This is a genomic window from Candidatus Villigracilis vicinus (assembly GCF_016702885.1).
Lineage (GTDB): Bacteria > Chloroflexota > Anaerolineae > Anaerolineales > Villigracilaceae > Villigracilis > Villigracilis vicinus.
Genome location: NZ_JADJDD010000007.1, coordinates 167831 through 189355, shown reverse-complemented (window position 1 = coordinate 189355; position 21525 = coordinate 167831). Strand labels below are relative to the sequence as shown.

The following is a 21525-nucleotide window of genomic DNA, read 5'->3' as shown; positions in this document are numbered from 1 at the left end:
GACCTGACAGGTTTTAGAAACCTGTCAGGTCTGATTTACTCATGATGACGGATAAAATCCCGCGCCATTTCAAAAACCTGATGACGAGCCGCATCCCTTGTCACAACGTGACCTGCCTCGACCACATACGCCTTTGTCTTGTCTGAAGCATTCACCAGCCCATCGTAAAGCCGTTCCACGTTTTCGGGCAGAACATATTTATCGTTCTTCGAATGGATCAACAGCACAGGCTTGGTCACATTGGGCAGTGCCGCCCGCATGGCAAGGATAAGCCGCTTCATCTCCGCGATCGAACGAATGGGGTTTTGTGGATACGAAATATGGCTCTTGAACGCTTCCTTGTCGAACCATGAAGCTCCCGGCACTTCAGCTGATTTTGGCATGAACTTTACAAAACGGCTATAGAACTCGATGAATTCCGGTGAATAATTTTTTTCGTCGCGTGGTAACTGATACGGCGTAGACATTGCCACCACCCCCGCCACATCCAAGCGAGTGGACATGAGCAACGACAACACACCACCCATGGAAAGCCCCGCGAGAAAGATACGGTCTGTTGCACCGCGCAAGAGATTGTATCCATCTTCAACGGAAGCCGTCCAATCTATCCAACGTGAGCGGATCATATCTTCAGGTGTTGTGCCGTGCCCCGCAAGACGTATTCCCAGACAGGTATATCCCTGTTGATGTAGGTATTCCCCCATCCAGCGCATCTCTTTGGGAGCGCCTGTAAAGCCATGCACAAGCAAAATGCCCGTGCGATTGCCGGGCAACAAAAAAGGTTCAGTTGTAGGAATGATCTGAGTGTTCACACCTTGATTATACCTACTCAAGTAGGTATGATATCAACGAGCCCGCGCAAACCTAAATCGTAAGATCTCCACCCAAAGCCGGTCACTTTGCCTTTGCAGACCGCAGATACAAACGATGTATGTCGGAATTCTTCACGCGCATACACATTTGAAAGATGAACTTCGATCACCGGAATCATGATCGCTGAGATCGCATCACGCAAGGCAACCGAAGTATGCGTGTATCCTCCAGGGTTGAATACCACGCCCGAAGCCCACGTCCGCGCATCGTGCAAAGCATCGATCAACGCACCTTCATGGTTCGATTGCAAGCAAGTCACTTCGGTACCCAACTCTTTGCCCAAGACGATCATCTTCTGGTTGATGTCATCCAATGTCATCGAGCCGTACACTTCCGGTTCGCGTGTACCCAGCAGATTCAAGTTCGGTCCGTGCAGGATTAATATTTTCATGATCACTCCAAAACAGATTCCAGATCATCAACATTTACTAACTCAACTTTACCAATTTCAACCGGCAACGCAAAGCGGATCGCCTTCGCATTCTTCTTTTTATCCACTCGCATGGCTTGGATGATTTTCTCGCGCGGCATTTCAGATGGGATTTGGATGGGCAGTCCCAACTTTGAAAATGTGGACTCGATCGCCTCGACCGTGCCTTGGCTTGCCAGCCCAACCCGAGCCGCATACCTCGCCTCAGCCGCTGTGCCAATCGCGATTGCCTCGCCATGCCGCAACTCAAACTTGCTGACAAGTTCCACCGCATGCCCAACGGTGTGTCCCAAATTCAACGCCGCACGAATTCCCTTTTCATATGGGTCTTCTTCGATGACTTTTATTTTGACTGCCATTGCACGTTTAACCACTTCTTCCAGATTCGCCTTTACCCAATCCATGCCCTGCTGACACATGGCAAAGAGGTCTGGGTCTGAGATGATGCCATGCTTGACCACTTCCGCCATGCCGGAGCGCAGTTCACGCTCTGTCAGCGTAAGCAAAAGGCTTGGGTCTGCAATGACCAACTTCGGCGGGTAGAAAGAGCCGATGAGGTTTTTTCCTTCTGGCAGATCAAAGCCCGTCTTCCCACCCACAGATGCATCCACCATCGAAAGCAGAGTGGTCGGAATGCCGATCCAATCAATGCCGCGCATGTAAGTGGATGCGGCGAAGCCGGTCATGTCGCCGATCACGCCGCCGCCGAGTGCAATGACGGTGCTTTTACGGTCGAGCCCGTTTTCGAGGAATGCTTTCCACAAGCGTGAAACGGTTTCGAGATTTTTATGTTCTTCGCCCGCAGGCACAATGACCGATTTGGCGTTGAATAGAGTTTGAATTTTTTCGAGATGATGCTTTGCTACATTCTCATCGGTGACAATGATGGGGTTTTGCAAATTTGGAACATTGAACACAGAGCCTACAACAACATCATATTCACCCATGGCGGAGAGGTGATGCCTGCCAGCCAATACTTGTGCCTGTCTGGAGATTTGGTCAACGCTTTTTTCATCAACTGTAATCTGTAATGAGAATGAAGCGTAATGCTCAGCACGACCTTCAAGGTATGCTGTAAGTTTCGCCTTCAAATCGCCTGCAAGGAGCGGACGTTTATTTGGGTCTTTATCAAGCCTGTCCATCAGTGTGGAGAGTTCCGCTTTTAGAAGGATCACTTTTCCGTTCTTTTCAACCAGAGCGCGATTTTCCTCGCGCAGCAAAGCACCGCCGCCAAGCGCAATGACACTTTCGCTACCGTTGACGATCTGTCTCAAGGCTTCGGTTTCGAGGTCACGCACCTTGGGCATCCCCTCCGCTTCAACGATCTCAGGGATGGATATGCCCGCATTGACCTCGATCACTTGATCAGAATCAATAAAGGGGAGTTTTAAGTCACTGGCAAGTTGTTTGCCAATGGTTGATTTACCTGAGCCAGAGGGTCCGTAAAGAAAGATGTGTTTCATAATGAAGAATGCAAAATGATGAATGAGAAATAGGGTGCGTTTACTCGTCTATTTGTTTTCATGTTTACTTTTTATTCCCAAAAAATATGAGGGATGTTATCCATCGGTAAATCTTCGAGGGTGGCTTTGCGCAAAGATTCAAAGCGTGGCTTCATTTCATTGAGCGAGTCGCCGCCAAGTTTTTCGAGGAGCGCATCTGCAAGGACAAAAGCAACCATTGACTCGAGAATCGGTACTGCACGCGGGACGGGACAGAAATCTGAACGCTCGTATTTGGTGGGTGCATTCTCGCCAGAGGCGAGGTCCACGGTTTGTTGCGGGACGAGAGTGGTGGCAATCGGTTTCATCGCCGCGCGTATAACAATAGGCTGCCCGTTGGAGACTCCGCCTTCGGTGCCGCCTGCACGGTTGGAAGAGCGAAGTAATTGGTAATTGGTAATTGGCAATTGTTTGCTGGCGCTTTGCATTCCGCCTTCTGCATTCTGCATTTGTATCGGGTCGTGCGCTTCGGTGCCAATTCGTCTTGCATTTTCGAAGGCGTCACCCACTTCCACGCCTTTGATGGCTTGCACAGACATGATCGCCATGGCGAGTTTGGCTTCAAGGCGGCGATCCCATTGCACGAAGCTGCCAAGTCCAACCGGCAAATTCAATGCGACGATTTCCAACACACCCCCAAGCGTGTTCTTGCCGTGGATGGTCTTTTCGATCTCGGCGCGCATCTTTTCAGCGGACGAATCAACCGGGCAACGAACATCGGATTCTTCGGCGCGGGTGAAGCGTTCTTCGTAGGACATGTCGCCGAAGTCTGCGGTGACTTCACCGATGGAGGCAACATATCCGCCCACAATGATCCCGAACTGAGCGAGGAAATGTTTGCACACAGCTCCCGCCGCGACGCGCATGGTCGTCTCACGAGCGGAGGCGCGTTCGAGGGCGGGGCGTAAATCTTTGAATCCGTATTTGACCGCGCCGGTTAAGTCTGCGTGCCCGGGGCGTGGAGCAGTCATCTGCTCGACCGCTTTGCCCTTCCATTTGACATGGTCATCGTTTTGCACAAGCAAGGCAATCGGCGCGCCCGTGGTCTCACCACCCATCACACCGCCAAGGATCTGCACGGTGTCTTTTTCGATCTTCATTCGTCCGCCTGAGCCGTAACCTTGCTGACGGCGGGAAAGTTCTTTGTTGATAATGTCTGGTGAGAGGGAAAGCCCAGCGGGGAGTCCATCAAGAATGGTGGTAAGTGATGGTCCGTGGGATTCACCTGCGGTGAGGAATCTAAGCATTAGTTCTCCAAAAGTAGGGGCGACCCGTCATGGTCGTCCGAGGTTTTGATTAATCAGGGCGGGTCGCCCCTACGGATTCAAACAACACATCACGCGGCGGGTTGTGACCTGTCCATTTTTCAAAGGCAAGGGCGGCTTGTTCGATGAGCATGCCCAAACCTGTGGAGGCATTCAATCCCTGTGCGCGGGCGTCGCGGACAAGTTTGGTCTCACGTGGGTTATACACTAAATCATAAACAAAAGCATTTTTCGACAAAGCCATATTTTCAGGCAGGGGTGAGGTTTCGGTGTTAGGAGTCATGCCAAGGGGGGTGGTGTTGACGAGTAAGTGGAAATTTGAAAGTGGAAAGTCGGCGAGATTGGTAATTGGTAATTGGTAATTGGTAAATGAGTCTGCGAGTTTTTGCGCTTGTTCAATTCGACGGGCAGCAATTGTGACATTCCAGCCATCGTTGAGCAAAGCATAAACAACGGCTCTGGCAGAACCTCCCGCACCGAGTACCAACGCAGAATGCGGAATGATAAATGATGAGTTTGAGACCCTCTTCAAATCGGACAGAAATCCTGGCGCGTCGGTGTTGTCTCCGATGAGTTTGTCGTCTCGCATGTAAATGGTGTTGACTGCGCCAATGGACTTTGCTGTTTGCGTGAGTTCATCCATGAACCCGATCACATTTTGTTTATGCGGAATGGTGACGTTGAGTCCATGAACTTCGCTAGCGCGGACGCGGGCAAGCAGGTCTTTCAGTCCCTGCTTATCTTCGGGTGCAATGGGAAATAGAGAATAGTCACCTTCGAGTTCACATGCCTTTAAAGCGGCAGTGTGAATCTTTGGCGACAGGGAGTGCCCCAGCGGATAACCAATTAAGCCGAGTTGGTAATTGGTAATTAGTAATTGGCGATTGGTCGAATTCATGTAGACTATTTACTCAGTTGCGCAAGAACTTCAAAGAAATTCGGGAAAGTTTTTGACACACATGCTGGATTCTCAATCGTCACGCCATCGAAGCGTAAGCCGATGAGAGAGAACGCCATTGCCATGCGGTGGTCGTTATAGGTTTGGATGGAAGCGCTGCGCATCTTTTCTACGGGATGAATGGTCATGCCATCTTCATGCTCTTCCACGCGGACGCCGAGTCTGTCCAATTCCACACAGGTTGCGTGGACACGGTCGGTCTCTTTGACTCTCGCCGAAGCAATGCCGCGAATTCTTGTTGGTGATGAAGCGAACGGCGCAACAGCGGCAAGGGTTTGGGCAGTGTCTGGGATGTCACGCATGTCCACATCTACGCCATGAAGCGATGAGTTCCGAGTAACGAGTATCGAATTATCGTTTTCATCCACAGTGCAACCCATTTGTTTGAGTACATCCACAAAAGCGACATCACCCTGCACAGACTTACGGGAAATATTTTCCACTTTGACCGTCCCACCGCAGATGGCAGGCGCGGCGAAGAAGTAAGAGGCGGCGGAAGCGTCGGATTCAATTGGGTAACTGGTAATTGGTAATTGGTAATTGGAAGGTGAAACCTTGAAGGATTGATAACCGCTGCGTTCAATTTCAACGCCAAAATCTTTCATGATGGAAATGGTCATGTCTACATAAGGTTTGGAGTTGAGGTCAGTGGTGAGTTCCACTTCGATGGGAGACTGGGCGTAGGGAGCAGTCATCAGCAAAGCAGATAAAAATTGACTAGAGATATCACCTGCGATTTTTGTTTTTCCACCTTTTAATCCCGAAGCGTTGATCTTTATCGGCGGACAAATTTGCCCATTCTGCATTCCGCCTTCTGCATTCTGCATTGCTTTAATATCACACCCTAGTTGAGCAAGTGCTTCCACCAAATCCCCGATCGGACGTTCTCGCATGCGCGGCTCACCATCCAAAATGTATTCGCCATCGCCAAGCGTAAGGAACGCAGAGAGGAATCTTGCGGCAGTGCCCGCATTGCCGATGAAGAGTTCCGCTTTCTTTGCAGGGATTTTTCCGCCCAGCCCAGTGACCGTCATTGAGTGATTTACTTCGTCCATTTGAACGTCAAAACCGAGGGTTTGCAGGGCTTTGGCGAAGTAGCGCGAATCGTCGGAGAAGAGGGCGTTGGTAAGATGGGTGGTGCAGTTTGCGAGAGACGCGATCAACAAGGCACGATTGGTCAGCGACTTGGAGCCAGGCACGCGGACAGTGGCATTGAGTGTGTGGCTTATTGGGTTAATGCGGAGGGAGGGTGGGAGAGTGGGCATGAAAGAAGAAAGATGAAAGAAGTATCCAGTGATCAGTTGCCAGTGAAAGATTGATATTTTGTTTGTGCTTCGTTGAGCAGGGATTCTAATTTTTCAAAATCGCCAGCGGATAATGCGGCTTCGATCTCTGCCAGTTGACTTTGCATTCCATGAAGTGCGTTGAGCACATTTTCACGGTTGGATTGTAAGACGCCCAACATCATGGAAGATGATGTACCAGCGAGTCTGCTCGTGGACTTGAAGCCGGGTCCGACAAAAGGGGCGACATCTTCGGGGGTGGTGCGTGCCAGCGCGGATGAGATCAGGAACGGCAGATGACTCGTAGAAGCGAGGATGCGGTCATGGTCAACGGCGTTGAGCGTTTTGCCTTTGGCACCGAGCGCTTCGATGATTTGATTCGCAGCAGAGACAGCCCGTTGCGATGTTCTTTCAAGAGGCGTGAGCAAAAATGGTGCGGCGTAGTAAAGCGTTCTTTCCGCGTTGGCAAGCGAGAGTTTTTCCTTGCCGCAGATGGGATGCCCGCCGATGGGGTCGAAGCGTTCGGGCAGGTTTGCCATCGCTTCGACCACCAATCGTTTTGTAGAACCCAAGTCCATGACGATGCAGGGATGAGAGATGGTAATTGGTAATTGGTTAATGATCGCAAGGATGGCAGGGACTGGTGCTGCCAAAATAACAAGATCAACATCGGAGGGCAGCTTGGCAGGATCACTGTCAGCGTAGTCCACGATGTGTTGGGACAGAGCAAGCTCGAGCGTGGCAGGATGCGGGTCGATTCCATAGAGAACCGCACATTTGCCGCGTAAACCCAAAGCCATAGAGCCGCCCATCAAGCCCAATCCGATGATGGCGATTTTGGATTCGGAGAGATTAAAGTCAGGCTGTGACATGGGAGTTGACGAGTTTGCGGTCCACCGCTTCTGCCACCGCTTTGACCTGCTTCACCATCTTGGCAAAGGCTTCGGGTGTGAGCGACTGCTTGCCATCGGAAATGGCGTGCGGCGGATCCTGATGGACTTCGACGATGAGACCATCGGCACCTGCGGCGACGCTTGCCCTGGCAATGGATTGCACATACGCGGAGTCACCGGTGGAGTGAGATGGATCCATGACGACGGGAAGGTGCGTGAGTTTTTTGAGCACGGGCACGGCGTTGATATCGGTGGTGTTGCGGGTGGCGGTTTCAAACGTGCGGATGCCGCGCTCACACAAGATGACCTTGTGATTGCCGCCGTTGAGAATGTATTCGCTCGCCATCAACATCTCTTCGATGGTGGCAGACATGCCGCGTTTGAAAAGCACAGGCGTGCGGGTTTCGCCGAGGGCGCGCAGCAGGTTGAAGTTCTGCATGTTGCGCGCGCCGAGTTGGAAGATGTCCACATATTTTTCCATCATCTCGATCTGCGAGACTGCCATCACTTCGACGACCAAAGGCAAGCCGGTTTTTTCGCGGGCTTCTGCCATGTATTCAAGACCTTCTTCGCCCAGACCTTGAAAGGCATACGGTGAAGTGCGCGGCTTGAAGACACCGCCGCGTAAAGCGTTCGCGCCCGCTTCTTTAACGGCTTGCGCCACTTCGAGAATCTGCGTGCGTCCTTCGACCGAGCACGGACCAGCGATGATGGGCACTTCCGTGCCACCGATGGTGAAGCCATTGAATTCAAAAACAGAATCCTGTTCATGGAATTGGCGTGAAGCCAATTTATACGGTTTGGAAATACGCTGCACTTCGAGCACGCCAGGGAAGGCTTCGAAGGTTTCTTTCAGGACGTAATGTCCGTCACCGACTGCGCCGATGATGGTTTGCTCCACACCGAAGATGGGGTGAGCGGTGAGTTTATGTCCTTCAACAGCAGCAATGACTGCGTCGATCTGTTCGCGGGGTGCGCCGGGGCGCATAATGATCATCATGGTGGTATGGTTTCCTTTTTGTAATTAGTGATCAGTAAATAGTAATTGGTAATTAGAGATTAATACTTACTATTTACCAATCTCTGCTCTTCACGCCCAACCGTTCTTGCTATATTCACCTTGCACGGTAGCCAGTTTACGTCCCATCACTTGCGCGATCTGCCCAACCTGCTTGACCATCGCAGCGAAGGCTTCCGGCTTGAGCGACTGCCTGCCATCGGACACTGCTTTCGCCGGGTCGGGGTGGACTTCCACAATGAGCCCATCGGCGCCTGCGGCAACACCGGCACGAGCAATCGCAGCCACGAATTCCGAATAACCCGTGGAGTGGCTTGGGTCGAGGATCACAGGTAAGTGTGTAAGGCTTTTCAACACAGGGATGGCATTGATATCGGTCGTATTGCGTGTGGAAGTTTCAAAGGTACGGATGCCGCGCTCGCACAGCATCACGCGATTATTTCCCCCAGCTAAAATGTATTCTGCCGACATAAGCAATTCTTCCACGGAGGCGGAAAGCCCGCGCTTCAACAACACCGCCGTGCGCGTCTCACCGATGGCGCGCAGCAGGTTGAAGTTCTGCATGTTACGCGCGCCCACCTGCAGAACGTCCACATACTTCACCATCACATCCACCTGCACCTGAGACATGATCTCTGCCACGATGGGCAGACCGGTTTTCTCACGCGCCTCCGCCAACAGTTCGAGACCTTCTTCGCCGAGTCCCTGGAAGGAATATGGCGATGTGCGCGGCTTGAAAACGCCGCCCCGCAGCGCGGACGCGCCCGCTTCTTTCACAGCCTGAGCTGTTTCTAAAATCTGCGAGCGACCCTCCACGGAACACGGTCCCGCAATGACGGCGATATCCTCCCCGCCCACGTGGAAACCATCCAATGGAACGAGCGAATCTTCCGGGTGAAATTGACGCGATGCCAATTTGTAAGGTTTGGTGATACGCTGAACAACATCGACTCCATCCATTCCTTCAAAACGTTCGAGCGGAATGCTATGCGTTTCGCCAATGGCGCCAATGATCGTCGCCTCCACACCTTGCGAAAGATGGACGTTCAATCCCGCCTCTTTGACGGATGCGATCACCGCTTCGGTCTGTTGCGGGGTCGCATTGGATTTCATAATGATCATCATAGGTTCTTCTCCTTATTTGACATTTCAATTACTGCGCAGCGACCAAGTCGGGTCTTAGTTTCACCGCGTCCCGTAAATACACATGCTTGACATCTTTTTGAGGCGTTTCAGTATTCCAATGCACCAACACGCGTATTGCCTTGGGCAAACTGCCTGGCACCGGAATTTCGCGGGCACACATCATCGGCACCATACTCCATCCCATCTGGCGGGCTGCCTGAGCCGGGAAGGTGGAGGCAAGGTCATCGGTCACGGTGAAAATGGCGCTGCCAACTTCCTCAGGTGTAAAACCCGGGTTGTCTTTCATGATCGTCTCAAGCAATTCTCGTGTTGCCTGAAGGATCAGGTCCGGCTCATCAGCCGAAACTGTAGTTGCTCCGCGAATTCCACGAACTGCCATAGATTTTTCTCCTAAGACCCTCTCCCCCTGCCCCTCTCCCGATGGGAGAGGGGTGCCAAAGGCGGGGTGAGGGAAAAATAAAAAGAGCGAGACCGTGTGGTCTCGCTCTTCTGCATACAGTGTTTGCTGTCTACTTAAGCGCCGCCACCGGCAACCGGACTCCGGAAACCGTAATAAAAGTAAAAGCTAAACCAACGGGTGGACTTAAGCATGTTGGGCGCTATTCTATGCACGTAGGGCAAATGAGTCAAGGGGGAGTTTGTAAGTTTTTTTCGTTTGGCTTGGAAGTATAATCACTTTCGTATGTCCATTCTTTCAGGCAAACGCATCCTCCTCGGAGTTACCGGTTCCATCGCAGCGTACAAAGCAGCAGATCTGGCATCCAAACTCACGCAGGCAGGGGCACAGGTGGATGTGATCCTGACAGGCGCTGCAGAGAAATTCATCACACCCCTCACCTTTCAATCTGTAACTGGTCGCCGCGCCTACACCGATAAAGACCTGTGGGGTGATGAAGCCCATGTCATGCACATCAGCCTCGGCAAGACCGCAGACTTGCTGGTGATTGCCCCTTGTACTGCCGACACGATGGCAAAGCTTGCGCATGGCATTGCTGATAATCTCCTCACCGTCACCGCCCTTGCCGCAACATGCCCGCTATTGATCGCACCCGCCATGGACGGTGGGATGTTCGACCACCCTGCCACGCAAGCGAATCTCCAAACGCTTCAATCTCGCTCGGTCTTGGTTGCCGGACCCGCCGCCGGGCACCTCGCCTCAGGCATGAGCGGTGTAGGACGTATGCTTGAACCAATGGAACTTCTCGGGCATATTCGAATCGCACTTGGTAAAAAAGGAAAGCTCGCGGGCAAGAAAGTCATCGTCACCGCCGGTGGGACGCAGGAAGCCATCGACCCGGTGCGCGTCATCACCAATCATTCCTCGGGCAAGCAAGGCTATGCTCTCGCTCAAGCCGCATTGGACTCTGGCGCTGATGTAACACTGATCACAACCCCTACGGCATTAACTCCACCTGTTGGTGCAAAGGTTATTCATGTAAAAAGCGTGCAGGATATGCTCGATGCTTTACTCAATGAATCTGCCGATGCACTCATCATGGCAGCCGCAGGCGCAGACTTCCGCCCGGTGAATGTGGCGAAAGACAAACTCAAAAAACGCGACGGTATTCCGCAGATCCAACTTGAGGCGGCGCCAGATATCCTGAAAACGCTGGCAAGCCAAAGCGGAGTCGCGAAGCGGTTCCAGGTCACAGTAGGGTTTGCAGCCGAGAGCCGCGACTTGCTGGCAAATGCATTCGAAAAATTGGCATCGAAAAACCTGGACTTTATCGCCGCGAACGACATCTCTGCCAACGACGCCGGGTTTGCCGTGGAAACCAATCGAATTACGCTCTTGTTTGCGAATGGCGAGAAAGAAAATCTACCGCTCATGAGCAAAGCTGAAGCGGCAGAAAAAATCATCGAACACATTGCGAGGCTGTTGAAATAATATGCGCGTACTGGTCATGTCGGATATTCATGCGAACTATAATGCACTCGAAGCGGTGTTGAAAGACGCCGGAGAAGTGGATGAAACCTGGTGCCTGGGTGATCTGGTGGGATACGGACCCGACCCGAATGCCGTGGTGGAGGAAGTGCGCGAGATCAAGAATCTCACCTGCCTGATGGGCAATCATGATGTGGCGATCATCGGCAGGATGTCGCTCGATACTTTCAATGGCGATGCAAAACGCTCGCTTCTTTATCACGAGAAGGTGCTTTCTGCCAGTAACATGGAGTTCATCAAATCGCTGCCCACTAAAATAAAAGTACGCGGAGAAGCCACCATGGCGCATGGCAGTCCACGCGACCCGTTGTGGGAATACATCCTAAACTCGATGACCGCCAGTTTGAACTTCGATCATTTCGATACCCCCTGGTGCTTTGTGGGGCATACTCACATTCAGAGCAGTTTTACCCAAAACGATGAAACAGGGCGCGTTCTCGTGGAACAGAACAAGCCGGATATTGTGCTCAACCTTCACCCAAAACAGATCCTGAACCCGGGTTCGGTCGGTCAGCCCCGCGACCGCGACCCGCGTGCCGCCTATGCAATTTACGACACGGAAACCCATACCTGGACCCCCAAACGAGTGATGTATAAAATTGTTGAGGTACAGGAGCGTATTCGTTCGGCTGGGCTGCCGGAAAAACACGCCGCAAGAATAGCCGAAGGCTGGTAGAACCTCCCACAAAAGTCCTCCCTATTTTAGAGAGGGCTTTTTGTTTACCGATAAGTTGTACAATACGAGGGGAACAATTTCTTTTGGACTAGCGTCCTTCTGGTAGAGAAAATCACCAATAAGAAAAATAAGGAGAACGAGAAATGAAACGCCTCTTACCATTTAGCTTTTTAGTCATTATCGCCATAACCCTGGGAGCCTGTGCAGGAAGCAGTGCCCGCGCCCCACAAGAAATCGAGGCTCCCGCCGCTGTTGAGCCATATTACGATGCCGCCCCAGCACCGACCATGATGGCGTACTCGTCAGATGGTGCCGTTGCGAATGAAGCTGCCGCTGGCAGTGGTGGAGGCGACGCTTCCGCCAGCCAGGTCCAACGTCTGGTCATTCAAAACGCCGACCTCTCTGTGGTCGTCGCAGATGTGGAGCTGCGCATGGACGAGATCCAGAATATGGCAGAGGAGATGGGCGGGTTCGTTGTATCCTCGAACCTGTATCAGGGATACACCAACGATTACACCCCCGTTCCGGAAGCCAGCCTCACCATTCGCGTGCCCGCCGAAAAGCTGGATGAAGCGCTGGCATTCATCAAGAAGGATGCGGTTGATATCCAGAACGAGACCCGCTCCGGCACCGACGTCACCGCCGAATATGTGGATCTAAAATCACGCCTCAAGACCTATGAAGCCGCCGAAAAAGAATTGACCGAGTTGATGGAGAATTCACAGAACGCCGAAGAAGTCGTGAATATCTTCAACCAATTAATGTACTACCGTGAACAGATCGAGCTGGTAAAGGGACAGATCAAATATTATGAAGAAGCTGCCGCCCTCTCTGCCATCAGCATTCGCCTGATCGCTGAAGAAACCATCAAACCAGTGCAGATCGGTAAATGGGAACCGAAGGGCGTAGCGCTCGAAGCTGTTCAAGATTTGATCGATTTTTGGAAAGGCTTCGTAGATTTCCTGATCCGTTTCATTATTTACACCCTGCCTGTTTTGGTAACCATCGGCATTCCTTTCTACCTCTTCTTCCTCGGAGCGCGCTGGATCTTCCGCAAACTGCGCGGTAATAAGAAGAAGGTCGAACCACAACAGACGGAAGAGAAGAAATAACGAATAACAAGAGGACGGCTGAATGGTCGTCCTCTTGTTCATTTTATTTATGAGGAAAATGCATTAGCGGTCTGCGGTTCTTCAGATGCCTATTATTCCAGTACGACGGAAACCTGTTTTATAATCCTTTAATATGGATTCTCTCATTCAAGATTCAAAAACGCTTTTCAACGTCCACCTCACAGCCAGGCAGGTGGTGGCGCTCGTCAATTACGAAAAAGAATTGATGGAATGGAATCAGAAATTCAACCTCACCGCCATTCGGGACGTGGAGTCCATTCGTACCAAGCACTTCCTTGACTCATATTCCTGTGTCACGGCATGGAAAGCCGCTCCGCCCAACCGCCTGATTGATGTAGGCACAGGGGCAGGCTTCCCCGGCATTCCCCTCAAGATCATCTACCCTACCATGCATGTCACCCTGGTCGAGTCTGTTGGCAAAAAAGCCATGTTCTGCCAGCACCTTGTTAAAGCACTGGGGCTTGAAAACATCGAAGTGATTCAAGCTCGTGCCGAGGATATTGGTCAGAACCCGGCTCATCGCGAAACATACGATTGGGCTGTGGCACGTGCGGTGGCAAATCTCAACATCCTCAGCGAATACCTGCTCCCGCTCGTCAAACTCGGCGGGACAATGCTCGCCCAAAAAGGCGAAAGCGGACCTGCCGAAGCGCAGTCCGCGGAAAAAGCGATGAAATTATTGGGTGGAAAATTAAGGCAGTTACTCCCCATTAACCTGCCCGGTGTTGTGGATGATCGTTACCTCGTGCTGGTGGATAAGGTCGCCGCGACCCCGCCGAAATATCCGCGCAAGGCGGGCATTCCGATGAAAACACCCCTGTAAAGAACTAGGGTGTCAGCACCCAGGCTCGAGCTTCTTCCAGATCGCAGAACTGGCGGAAATCATAGCCCCGATTGCGAAAAACGGTTTCCATAAAGAACGTATCCTTTGTCAGTTCATTGAACACCATGGCGATCTTCCAGCGGGTCGAAATACCGATCTGCTTATTAACTTCCGGGCGCTCATAATATTCCCTCACCTGGAACGCAAAGGTAGACAGGCGGTGATCCACGATCTGACGGATGCATTTATATCGTTCCATTGCTTCCACGATATCACCAACCATGAGATTGGCACGCTCCCTGGTCACAACGCCTTTCGTCTTGATATATAACAAACATTCATTTGCAAGATATTCGATCGTCCATTCCATAAGCCTACCTATAAAAAAGGCGCGATGCTTCCAGCACCGCGCCTTTACTTACTTCCCAAACCACATTCTGCCCAGCAGGTTATCCTTTTTGACGAACTGATGGAACATTGCCGCGCCAACGTGCAGCGCCACCAGCACCAACACCAACCAGGAGGCAAGCCCATGCCCCATGCGCGGAAGGTACTCAAAGAAATTGGATGGATACGGCTGCGCACCGCTAAATACAGCAGGCAGGTTCGCTAGCTGGAACAAACCCAGCCCGCTTACCGCCATACCCAGCAGGAAGAAATATAAAAGAAAATGAACTGCCTTGCCAACAAAGTTCAAAAAAGCATTACCGGCATCCGCAGGGGCGGGGTGTTTCGTGGTGAAACGCAAAACCAGGCGAATGATGAGCAACACTGCAATAGCACCGCCAATGTAGGTATGGCTTTGCAACATCATCGGTTTTTGCGGGTCATCTGGCGAGATCCCCGGCATGGCAAATTTACCAACACCAAGCATCATGATAACCAGCAATGCCATTAGCCAGTGAATCGTCGCTAAAGCGGGGTGATATCGTTTTGGGGTAGTTTCAGTCATAACAGATCTCCTCTTCTCGTATAAAGAGACTATCCCTTAAATTACTTTCTTACGGTCTGGAGCGGGTGTAAAATGGACAAGTCAGATTGTATCCCGTCGAAATTCGGCGGGCACCTTTAACCCAAGAGGAGAATCCCCCATGTATCACACTATCATCATCGTTGGTAACGTCGGCAAAGACCCTGAGATGCGTTACACCCCTTCTGGTCAGGCAGTGACCTCGTTCTCGGTCGCCACCAACCGTCAATACACTGCCGGGAACGGCGAACAGGTCAAGGAAACCATTTGGTTCCGCGTCTCAACCTGGGGCAAAACTGCAGAAGTTTGCAACCAATATGTCAAAAAAGGCTCCAAAGTTTTGATCGAAGGACGCCTCACCCCCGATAAGACCACCGGCGGTCCGCGCATTTGGAGCAAGCAGGATGGCACCGCCGGAGCCTCCTTTGAAGTAACAGCCTCCACCGTACGCTTCCTCTCCTCGCGTGATGAAGGTCCCAGCGGACCCATGGCAGGCGGCGGCATGGAAATGGCAGAACTCCCGCCAGAAGACGACATTCCATTCTAAAGAAACCAATTCATTTACCACAGAGAACAAGGAGCACACAGAGAATCTTTTCTCCGTGAACTTTATGGGCTCTGTGGTAAAAAATTTAATCTCATGAACACTCCCACCACCCCTCCTAATAAACCAACCGGTCCCATACTGGAACTTCCACCCGGTGTGGAACCCGAATACGTCAACCTTGCGCGCATTGCCCACTCCCTCTCCGATATCGTCATAGACTTTGCCCATCTTCTGCCTGGTGAAGCACGCGCAAAAATCCGCTCACGTGTGGTCATGACCCCGCTCAGTGCAAAACTGCTGTTGAGAGCGCTGACCGAGAACATCGCACGTTACGAAGCCGCCTACGGTGAGATCAATATCCCTGTCAACTCATCCCTTGCCGATAATCTCTTCCGCCCGTTCCAACAACCGCCCGACCCCCCAAAAGAATAATCATGCATAAACTGGAATCCATCGCCGACCAGATCCGCAAGAATTTCGATGCCCGCACCAGTGCCCGTGATCAGGCGCTGGCGCAAGCGCGTCAACTTACCCGTGCGTGTTCACTTGCCATCCGCGCCGTACACCGCGACGAGACCGATACCATGCAGGCACAATTGCTCGAAGCCCGCCGCCTCGCAGAAACCTTGCGCAGTTCCCTCATTTCCTACCCCGACCTCTTCCACGCCGGATACACCCAGGACGCACTCAAGGAATTTGTGGAAGCCAATGTCACCTGTGCTTTGATCAGGAATCAGGCACTTCCGACTCCGGAAGAACTGGGTGTTGAGTCTGCAACCTTTCTCAACGGGTTGGCAGAAGTCGTAGGCGAATTACGCCGCCGTACCATGGATATTCTCCGTCACGGATATTCAAGCGAAGCCGAACGGCTGATGGGCGTGATGGATGATATCTACTCCATCCTCGTCACCATGGATTATCCCGACGCCATCACCAATGGGCTTCGCCGCCAGACCGACCTGGCACGCGGCATCATCGAAAAGACCCGCGGCGACATCACCTTCAGCCTGCGCGGTGGTCACCTTGAAAAAGCCATTGGGCGTTTGCTAGCTCAAATGAACGGTGAACAAGCTCAAGGTCAAGAAGGAAGCGAGACCTTTCCAAACATGGATGAGGACGATTAATCATGGCTGCAAAAAAAGGCGGACGACGCTATCCCCTGGTCGTTTTTACACACATGATGAGCCGCTGGTGGACGGCCGTCTTCGCACTTGGGTTGTCCATGATCGGGTTGGCGTGGGTACTCCGCAGTTGGGTCTTTGAAGAGTGGCGCTGGATGACCTTTGCCATTCTTGGCGGATTCACTGCGGTGGCTGGTATTGGAATGTGGCTGGCGCGCAAGAGCGCTTATGTTCAACCATTCAACGATCACTTAAGACTGGTCACACCGTTCCTACGTTTAAACATTTCTTATAAACGCTTCCGGCGCACCAGTACGGCGGCCATGGGCGCGTTATTCCCTCCCAAAAATGTTTCGAATACGCTTCAGGATATTGTGGAGCCCATTGCAAAAATGACCGCCATTGTGATCGAGGTCAACGTCATGCCCATGTCGCAATCTGCACTGCGGCTCTTCCTCTCCCAGCTTTACTTCAAGGATAAATCGCCCCACATCGTCATTCTGGTTTCAGACTGGATGCGCTTCAGCGCCGAAATGGACAGCATGCGCCACGGCGGTGAAGTTGCCACGCCGGAACATCGGCGCGATATATCCATCCTTTCCAAACTGCCTAAAAAATGAACATTTACTTTGCCTGCTCCATCACGGGTGGACGCGAGTTAGAGTCCTTCTATCGTGAATTCGTCGCCGCACTCGAAGCCGATAGGCACATTATTCCCACCTCACACCTCGCCCAATCTGAAGCCATGGATGGAGAACGCCGTCTATCGCCTCATGATGTTTACGAACGGGATGTAAAATGGATCCGTGAATGCGACGCGTTGATCGCAGAAGTGGGAGTGCCTTCACATGGGGTCGGATATGAGATCGCATACGCCTTAAATGCCAGAAAACCTGTGCTGTGCATAGCCCACCAGGAGCGCCGCGTCTCCAAAATGATCACGGGCAACCCAGAAGTGGAGATGAAGACCTATTCCACTCTGGAAGAGGCTATTGCTCACGCGCGCATTTTTCTGGACAGATTGTAATCTTTATGTTCTTCATCACGGACAATGGGTGACATATTACGATGCCCAAAAAGGACAAGTTGAATTAATATCAACCACGGAGACGGTTGTAGACACCTCTCAACGCAGAATTCCTGTCTCCTCCTTTGGCGAAAGCTGACGCCGGGCGAATACCCCGGCGTCAGCATTTTAATTTACACACTATGAGAATGTTGAATCTGACAACGATCCTCGTTATACAAAAAGTGCGTGCGACCTGCATTTAATAGGTCGTACGCACCGCAATATAAATACTTTTTCTTAATCGTGTGCGGGGAGAAGAACAACAAACGTTGAACCAACACCCACCTTTGATTCCACCCATACGCGTCCCTGATGACTTTCAACGATCGATTTGACGATCGCCAGTCCCAGCCCAGACCCTTCCACATCACGCGGGCGGTTCGATGCTCGGAAAAATTTATCGAAAATCCGGGTCTGCTCATCTGCTGGAATACCCGGACCGCTGTCCGTGACGCGCAAAACGATCTGATTTTCCTGCATAACAATATTCAGCAAGATGCGCCCATTAGGCGGTGTGTATTTGATGGCATTCCCCACCAGATTATCGATCATCTGGCGGATACGGATCGGGTTGGCACGTAAAGATTTGATGTTTGGAGAGAATTCGGTAATCACCTGCAAAGACTTGCTTTTGATCTGGCTGTCGAAAACATTCAACGAATATTCCATCACATTACATAGGTCGACCGTTTCGCGGCGCGTATCAAAACCGGATTCAAGTCTTCCAAGGTCCAGTAGATCGTTTACAAGGCTGGTCATATGTTGAACACTGGCTTGCAGCCGCCCCAGAAATTCTTGCTGAGAGTCATTCAGCGGTCCAGAGCGTCCGATCAATTCCATATACCCTAAAATGGATGTTAAAGGCGAACGCAAGTCGTGCGACACAGTATGGATAAAGTCATTTTTCAGACGGTCGATTTCTTTCAGATAAGAAATATCCTGCATCGTCACCGCACTGCCAATGCGCGGCAAAGGTGTATATTGGGCATTAAAAACGCGGCCGTCGTCAAAATTGATCTCGTGGTATTTCAATGCCCCGTTCCGCGCCCGATCAATCAGAGCACTCAGATCGGCATTGGGAATGATATCCTTCAAATATCCACCCACAATAGGCGCACCATTCAAGTTAAATATCTCCTGAACGATCTTATTCGCCAGCAAGATATGGTGACTTTCATCCAGCACGATCACGCCGTCTTGTATATTGGAGATGATCGCCTCCAACTTCCCCCGTTCTGCCTCCGATATCTTTGCCTTTTGCTCCAGTGACGCCGTGGTTCGTTTCACTTCACGACGAAGCCAATCCCCCAGTTTGCTGGCGCGGCTCAGGTTGCGTTGCACTTCTTCTACAATATCGTTGATCCGTAATGGCGGGTGCAGGAAACCGCTAACGCCTGCCCTGATTACCTTGGCCGCTGCATCGGAACCAGTCTTTTCGGAATACAAAATGATCGGCATGGTTGGAAAACGTTCAAGCACATCCATGGAAATGGAAAAGCCATCTTCCCCCCCAAGGTGCTCACCGATGATCATCAATGCTGGTATGGATTGCTGGACGATCCGATCCAGACCTGCATGGTCATGTGTCGTCGCAAGTTCATAATCAGAAGCGTGCAAAGCCCGCTCCATCAAATCCAGTGTTGGCGATGCGTCCATTGCCAGCAGAATTAGATCGTGTTTTGGCATCAAATCCCTGCTGCTTACTTCGGCGAGGTGACCGTATTCTCAGAAGAGTGTGAAAGCCGCTGCAAAGCAGACTTTACCGTTTCAAGCGCCTTCTTCTGCTCAGGGTTAAGCGCACCGGGCATTTCCGTCAAGATCAAATTCAGCGGGTAAGCCGCCGTTTCCACCTCAGTACGAATGGACTTGCGCAGTGATTCAAGAGAAGCATGGCGGGTCTTCTCACCGGTACGTGCGCTCTCTGCAGTCTGCTCAAGGGCGCGGAATAACCGTGCGTTCACCAGCGAGATCGAGGCGTAATCTGCCATGGCTTCCAGCATGGTTTGCGCATCGCGCGAAAATTCGCGGTCTGCCTTTCGAACCACGATCATCAAACCGATCACTTCATTCTTGATCTTGATGGGCACCACACCGGCAGCCTTCCCCAACGCTGCGATCTTGAATTTTTGCATGGGGGTCCCGTTCATGAACAGACTCTCCCCCGAAAGCGCCACCAACGAACTGATACCGTCATCCACCGGCTGGTTCATTTTCTTTGACCAGGCATCCGGCAGTCCACGCTGGGCACGAAGTATATAATTATTGCCCTTATCTTCACGCAGCATCAGCCAACACATCTCTGATTCACCCAGTTGCAAAGCACTCTCCAGGATTTTGTCAAAGAGATAGCGCTGATCGGTGACTGATGTCACCGCTTTTGCAATGGAAAGGATGGTGGTCATATCGCGCAGGCGTTTTTGCAGTTCTTCGTTAGTCGCCTTTAATTGGCGGTCTAATTTTTGGCGTTCACGTGTTTCCTGAGTTTGCCGCAAGGCACGTTCCACGATCGAGACCACTTCAGCATCGCGCAGGGGCCAGAACAAGACATCCATGGCTCCCAGGCGAAATGCCTGAATGGCGTCATGCTCTTGTCCTTTTTCAGCGATCACGATCACGGGAGATTTTATATTTTGGGAATTGAGCGCTGCCAACAGATCCTTGCCGCTCAGGCCGGGTAAATTGATATTAGCCAGGATCAGATCCGGCGGAGTTTGAACCGCAACTTTTAACGCAGCACCAGCCTCCCCTACCACCACCACCTGAAAACCAAGCGGTTGGAGAGACTGTCGCCCGATAAGATCGGCAATATCTGGATCATTTTCAACAATGAGGATACGTTCCCCGGTGGCCATGAATGTACTCCTTGCGGAAATTCTATCACCTTTTCGATTACAATTTTGAGCATGAATTTCTCGAAATTCAAGACCGCCATCGTCATCCCTTCATACAGGACAGAAAGCGAGATCCGCCAGGTCTTAAAGGGCATCCCGGCTTTCATCCGGCACATCATCGTGGTGGATGACGCCTCCCCTGACGCCAGTGCCGACCTTGTCAGCGCCGCCGCAAAACGAGACAAGCGCATCATACTCCTCCGTCATGAGAAGAATCAGGGCGTGGGTGGTGCAATGGTAACCGGCTTTCAAAAAGCACTGGCTCTCGGCGCTGATATTGTGATCAAATTGGACGGCGACGGTCAGATGGACCCGCAATACATTCCCGCCCTCATCACCCCGCTCATTTTGGGTGAAGCTGATTATGCTAAAGGCAATCGCTTTCGTAATTTTGACTCTCTGAAGCAAATGCCGTTCGTCCGGCGCGTCGGTAATTTGGGGTTGAGTTTCCTCACAAAAGCCGCCACCGGCTATTGGAACATCTTTGACCCTACCAACGGTTACTTCGCCATTCGAGCTGAAGTGCTGGCGCAATTGCCGCTCGAACACATAGACAAAGGCTATTACTTTGAAACCTCCATGCTTTCGCGTCTCTATCTGCTCGACGCCGTCGTGCAAGATGTGACCATCCCAGCACGTTACGGCAGGGAAGTATCCAGCCTTTCCATCCGCCGTGTACTTTTTGAATTTCCGTTCAAACTCACCCGCACTCTTGTCAAACGGATCGTCCTCAAATACTTCATCTTCGACTTTTCGATGATGTCCATTTACTTGTTGACCGGTATTCCATTACTGCTCTTTGGTCTCATCTTCGGCATCACCAAATGGATCCAGTATGCCGAGTTGGGTATCGCCGCCCCCACAGGCACGGTCATCCTGCCGACTCTATCGGTCATCCTCGCGATCCAAATCTTGCTTTCCGCCATCGAGATCGACCTCAACGCCGCCCCGCGAAAAGCCATCAGTAAAACACTTGTCTGAA

General features: G+C 51.7%; 24 protein-coding genes. 10 read left to right on the top strand and 14 right to left on the bottom strand.

The genetic code is table 11. The annotated features are described in order from the left end of the window. Window positions 1-35 precede the first annotated feature (35 nt). The 10 genes from IPG80_RS08005 to aroH all read right to left on the bottom strand — a co-directional run bounded on the left by IPG80_RS08005 (window position 36) and on the right by aroH (window position 9747). Window positions 36-812 carry an alpha/beta fold hydrolase gene (locus tag IPG80_RS08005; RefSeq protein ID WP_345104913.1) on the bottom strand — a complete coding sequence of 259 codons (777 nt, stop codon included), beginning with the start codon at window positions 810-812 and terminating at the stop codon, window positions 36-38. A gap of 17 nt (window positions 813-829) precedes the next feature. Then, window positions 830-1264, bottom strand: coding sequence for a type II 3-dehydroquinate dehydratase (gene aroQ / locus IPG80_RS08000; RefSeq protein ID WP_345104911.1), 435 nt, complete (start codon window positions 1262-1264; stop codon window positions 830-832). 2 nt (window positions 1265-1266) lie between these two features. Beyond that, on the bottom strand, window positions 1267-2766 hold the full coding sequence (gene aroB / locus IPG80_RS07995) for a 3-dehydroquinate synthase (protein ID WP_345104909.1): 1500 nt from the start codon (window positions 2764-2766) through the stop codon (window positions 1267-1269). Window positions 2767-2837: 71 nt separating this feature from the next. Then, window positions 2838-4052, bottom strand: coding sequence for a chorismate synthase (gene aroC, locus IPG80_RS07990; protein WP_345104905.1), 1215 nt, complete (start codon window positions 4050-4052; stop codon window positions 2838-2840). Window positions 4053-4101: 49 nt separating this feature from the next. Next, the gene (aroE, locus tag IPG80_RS07985; protein WP_345104901.1) at window positions 4102-4968 is read right to left on the bottom strand and encodes a shikimate dehydrogenase; all 867 of its coding nucleotides are present in this window, start codon (window positions 4966-4968) and stop codon (window positions 4102-4104) included. Between the two features lie 5 nt (window positions 4969-4973). After that, entirely contained in the window at window positions 4974-6293 is a 1320-nt protein-coding gene (aroA, locus tag IPG80_RS07980) for a 3-phosphoshikimate 1-carboxyvinyltransferase (RefSeq protein WP_345104898.1), read from the bottom strand. Window positions 6294-6325: 32 nt separating this feature from the next. After that, window positions 6326-7183, bottom strand: a complete 858-nt coding sequence (locus tag IPG80_RS07975) for a prephenate dehydrogenase (RefSeq protein WP_345104895.1) — start codon at window positions 7181-7183, stop codon at window positions 6326-6328. After that, window positions 7170-8204: a 3-deoxy-7-phosphoheptulonate synthase gene (gene aroF / locus IPG80_RS07970; RefSeq protein WP_345104893.1), complete on the bottom strand. Its 1035-nt coding sequence runs from the start codon at window positions 8202-8204 to the stop codon at window positions 7170-7172. The genes IPG80_RS07975 and aroF (IPG80_RS07970) overlap by 14 nt, the downstream gene beginning before the upstream one ends. Before the next feature lie 90 nt (window positions 8205-8294). Beyond that, window positions 8295-9347, bottom strand: coding sequence for a 3-deoxy-7-phosphoheptulonate synthase (aroF, locus tag IPG80_RS07965; RefSeq protein WP_345104890.1), 1053 nt, complete (start codon window positions 9345-9347; stop codon window positions 8295-8297). A 28-nt stretch (window positions 9348-9375) separates the two neighbouring features. Next, window positions 9376-9747, bottom strand: coding sequence for a chorismate mutase (aroH, locus tag IPG80_RS07960; RefSeq protein WP_345104887.1), 372 nt, complete (start codon window positions 9745-9747; stop codon window positions 9376-9378). 303 nt (window positions 9748-10050) lie between these two features. Here aroH and coaBC point away from each other — a divergent pair, with 303 nt between their 5' ends. From coaBC to rsmG, 4 genes are all read left to right on the top strand, one after another. Further along, window positions 10051-11256 carry a bifunctional phosphopantothenoylcysteine decarboxylase/phosphopantothenate--cysteine ligase CoaBC gene (gene coaBC / locus IPG80_RS07955; protein WP_345104884.1) on the top strand — a complete coding sequence of 402 codons (1206 nt, stop codon included), beginning with the start codon at window positions 10051-10053 and terminating at the stop codon, window positions 11254-11256. 1 nt (window position 11257) lies between these two features. Further along, window positions 11258-11989, top strand: coding sequence for a metallophosphoesterase family protein (locus tag IPG80_RS07950; RefSeq protein ID WP_345104881.1), 732 nt, complete (start codon window positions 11258-11260; stop codon window positions 11987-11989). A 143-nt stretch (window positions 11990-12132) separates the two neighbouring features. Further along, window positions 12133-13101 (top strand): DUF4349 domain-containing protein, encoded by a 969-nt coding sequence (locus tag IPG80_RS07945; RefSeq protein ID WP_345104878.1) that lies wholly within the window; start codon window positions 12133-12135, stop codon window positions 13099-13101. Between the two features lie 133 nt (window positions 13102-13234). Continuing rightward, entirely contained in the window at window positions 13235-13945 is a 711-nt protein-coding gene (rsmG, locus tag IPG80_RS07940) for a 16S rRNA (guanine(527)-N(7))-methyltransferase RsmG (RefSeq protein WP_345104875.1), read from the top strand. A gap of 4 nt (window positions 13946-13949) precedes the next feature. Here rsmG and IPG80_RS07935 read toward each other — a convergent pair whose 3' ends face one another. Together IPG80_RS07935 and IPG80_RS07930 are read right to left on the bottom strand one after the other, a co-directional pair. Beyond that, window positions 13950-14315, bottom strand: coding sequence for a hypothetical protein (locus tag IPG80_RS07935; RefSeq protein ID WP_345104872.1), 366 nt, complete (start codon window positions 14313-14315; stop codon window positions 13950-13952). Between the two features lie 48 nt (window positions 14316-14363). Then, window positions 14364-14897, bottom strand: coding sequence for a cytochrome b/b6 domain-containing protein (locus IPG80_RS07930; protein ID WP_345104869.1), 534 nt, complete (start codon window positions 14895-14897; stop codon window positions 14364-14366). Window positions 14898-15036: 139 nt separating this feature from the next. Here IPG80_RS07930 and ssb point away from each other — a divergent pair, with 139 nt between their 5' ends. From ssb to IPG80_RS07905, 5 genes are all read left to right on the top strand, one after another. Next, a complete protein-coding gene (ssb, locus tag IPG80_RS07925) occupies window positions 15037-15462 on the top strand; it encodes a single-stranded DNA-binding protein (protein ID WP_345104867.1) in 426 nt (141 codons plus the stop codon). Window positions 15463-15555: 93 nt separating this feature from the next. Further along, window positions 15556-15894 (top strand): DUF3467 domain-containing protein, encoded by a 339-nt coding sequence (locus IPG80_RS07920; protein WP_345104864.1) that lies wholly within the window; start codon window positions 15556-15558, stop codon window positions 15892-15894. 2 nt (window positions 15895-15896) lie between these two features. Continuing rightward, window positions 15897-16586, top strand: a complete 690-nt coding sequence (locus tag IPG80_RS07915) for a haloacid dehalogenase (RefSeq protein WP_345104861.1) — start codon at window positions 15897-15899, stop codon at window positions 16584-16586. 2 nt (window positions 16587-16588) lie between these two features. Then, window positions 16589-17203 (top strand): hypothetical protein, encoded by a 615-nt coding sequence (locus IPG80_RS07910; RefSeq protein ID WP_345104859.1) that lies wholly within the window; start codon window positions 16589-16591, stop codon window positions 17201-17203. After that, the gene (locus IPG80_RS07905) at window positions 17200-17610 is read left to right on the top strand and encodes a nucleoside 2-deoxyribosyltransferase (protein ID WP_345104856.1); all 411 of its coding nucleotides are present in this window, start codon (window positions 17200-17202) and stop codon (window positions 17608-17610) included. The genes IPG80_RS07910 and IPG80_RS07905 overlap by 4 nt, the downstream gene beginning before the upstream one ends. A 279-nt stretch (window positions 17611-17889) precedes the next feature. Here the strand turns inward: IPG80_RS07905 and IPG80_RS07900 are convergent, their stop codons facing one another. Beyond that, the gene (locus IPG80_RS07900) at window positions 17890-19338 is read right to left on the bottom strand and encodes an ATP-binding protein (protein WP_345104853.1); all 1449 of its coding nucleotides are present in this window, start codon (window positions 19336-19338) and stop codon (window positions 17890-17892) included. A gap of 14 nt (window positions 19339-19352) precedes the next feature. Next, the gene (locus IPG80_RS07895; protein ID WP_345104850.1) at window positions 19353-20504 is read right to left on the bottom strand and encodes a response regulator; all 1152 of its coding nucleotides are present in this window, start codon (window positions 20502-20504) and stop codon (window positions 19353-19355) included. A gap of 51 nt (window positions 20505-20555) precedes the next feature. On the opposite strand from IPG80_RS07895, the gene IPG80_RS07890 reads away from it, so the two are divergent. Then, window positions 20556-21524, top strand: coding sequence for a glycosyltransferase family 2 protein (locus IPG80_RS07890; protein ID WP_345104847.1), 969 nt, complete (start codon window positions 20556-20558; stop codon window positions 21522-21524). Window position 21525 lies beyond the last annotated feature (1 nt).

Bases quoted from the DNA above. Each gene is read 5' to 3' on its own strand.
- aroQ (WP_345104911.1), bottom strand. From the start codon at position 1,264: ATGAAAATATTAATCCTGCACGGACCGAACTTGAATCTGCTGGGTACA.
- aroB (WP_345104909.1), bottom strand. From the start codon at position 2,766: ATGAAACACATCTTTCTTTACGGACCCTCTGGCTCAGGTAAATCAACC.
- aroC (WP_345104905.1), bottom strand. From the start codon at position 4,052: ATGCTTAGATTCCTCACCGCAGGTGAATCCCACGGACCATCACTTACC.
- aroE (WP_345104901.1), bottom strand. From the start codon at position 4,968: ATGAATTCGACCAATCGCCAATTACTAATTACCAATTACCAACTCGGC.
- aroA (WP_345104898.1), bottom strand. From the start codon at position 6,293: ATGCCCACTCTCCCACCCTCCCTCCGCATTAACCCAATAAGCCACACA.
- IPG80_RS07975 (WP_345104895.1), bottom strand. From the start codon at position 7,183: ATGTCACAGCCTGACTTTAATCTCTCCGAATCCAAAATCGCCATCATC.
- aroF (WP_345104893.1), bottom strand. From the start codon at position 8,204: ATGATGATCATTATGCGCCCCGGCGCACCCCGCGAACAGATCGACGCA.
- aroF (WP_345104890.1), bottom strand. From the start codon at position 9,347: ATGATGATCATTATGAAATCCAATGCGACCCCGCAACAGACCGAAGCG.
- aroH (WP_345104887.1), bottom strand. From the start codon at position 9,747: ATGGCAGTTCGTGGAATTCGCGGAGCAACTACAGTTTCGGCTGATGAG.
- coaBC (WP_345104884.1), top strand. From the start codon at position 10,051: ATGTCCATTCTTTCAGGCAAACGCATCCTCCTCGGAGTTACCGGTTCC.
- IPG80_RS07950 (WP_345104881.1), top strand. From the start codon at position 11,258: ATGCGCGTACTGGTCATGTCGGATATTCATGCGAACTATAATGCACTC.
- IPG80_RS07945 (WP_345104878.1), top strand. From the start codon at position 12,133: ATGAAACGCCTCTTACCATTTAGCTTTTTAGTCATTATCGCCATAACC.
- rsmG (WP_345104875.1), top strand. From the start codon at position 13,235: ATGGATTCTCTCATTCAAGATTCAAAAACGCTTTTCAACGTCCACCTC.
- IPG80_RS07935 (WP_345104872.1), bottom strand. From the start codon at position 14,315: ATGGAATGGACGATCGAATATCTTGCAAATGAATGTTTGTTATATATC.
- IPG80_RS07930 (WP_345104869.1), bottom strand. From the start codon at position 14,897: ATGACTGAAACTACCCCAAAACGATATCACCCCGCTTTAGCGACGATT.
- ssb (WP_345104867.1), top strand. From the start codon at position 15,037: ATGTATCACACTATCATCATCGTTGGTAACGTCGGCAAAGACCCTGAG.
- IPG80_RS07920 (WP_345104864.1), top strand. From the start codon at position 15,556: ATGAACACTCCCACCACCCCTCCTAATAAACCAACCGGTCCCATACTG.
- IPG80_RS07915 (WP_345104861.1), top strand. From the start codon at position 15,897: ATGCATAAACTGGAATCCATCGCCGACCAGATCCGCAAGAATTTCGAT.
- IPG80_RS07910 (WP_345104859.1), top strand. From the start codon at position 16,589: ATGGCTGCAAAAAAAGGCGGACGACGCTATCCCCTGGTCGTTTTTACA.
- IPG80_RS07905 (WP_345104856.1), top strand. From the start codon at position 17,200: ATGAACATTTACTTTGCCTGCTCCATCACGGGTGGACGCGAGTTAGAG.
- IPG80_RS07900 (WP_345104853.1), bottom strand. From the start codon at position 19,338: ATGCCAAAACACGATCTAATTCTGCTGGCAATGGACGCATCGCCAACA.
- IPG80_RS07895 (WP_345104850.1), bottom strand. From the start codon at position 20,504: ATGGCCACCGGGGAACGTATCCTCATTGTTGAAAATGATCCAGATATT.
- IPG80_RS07890 (WP_345104847.1), top strand. From the start codon at position 20,556: ATGAATTTCTCGAAATTCAAGACCGCCATCGTCATCCCTTCATACAGG.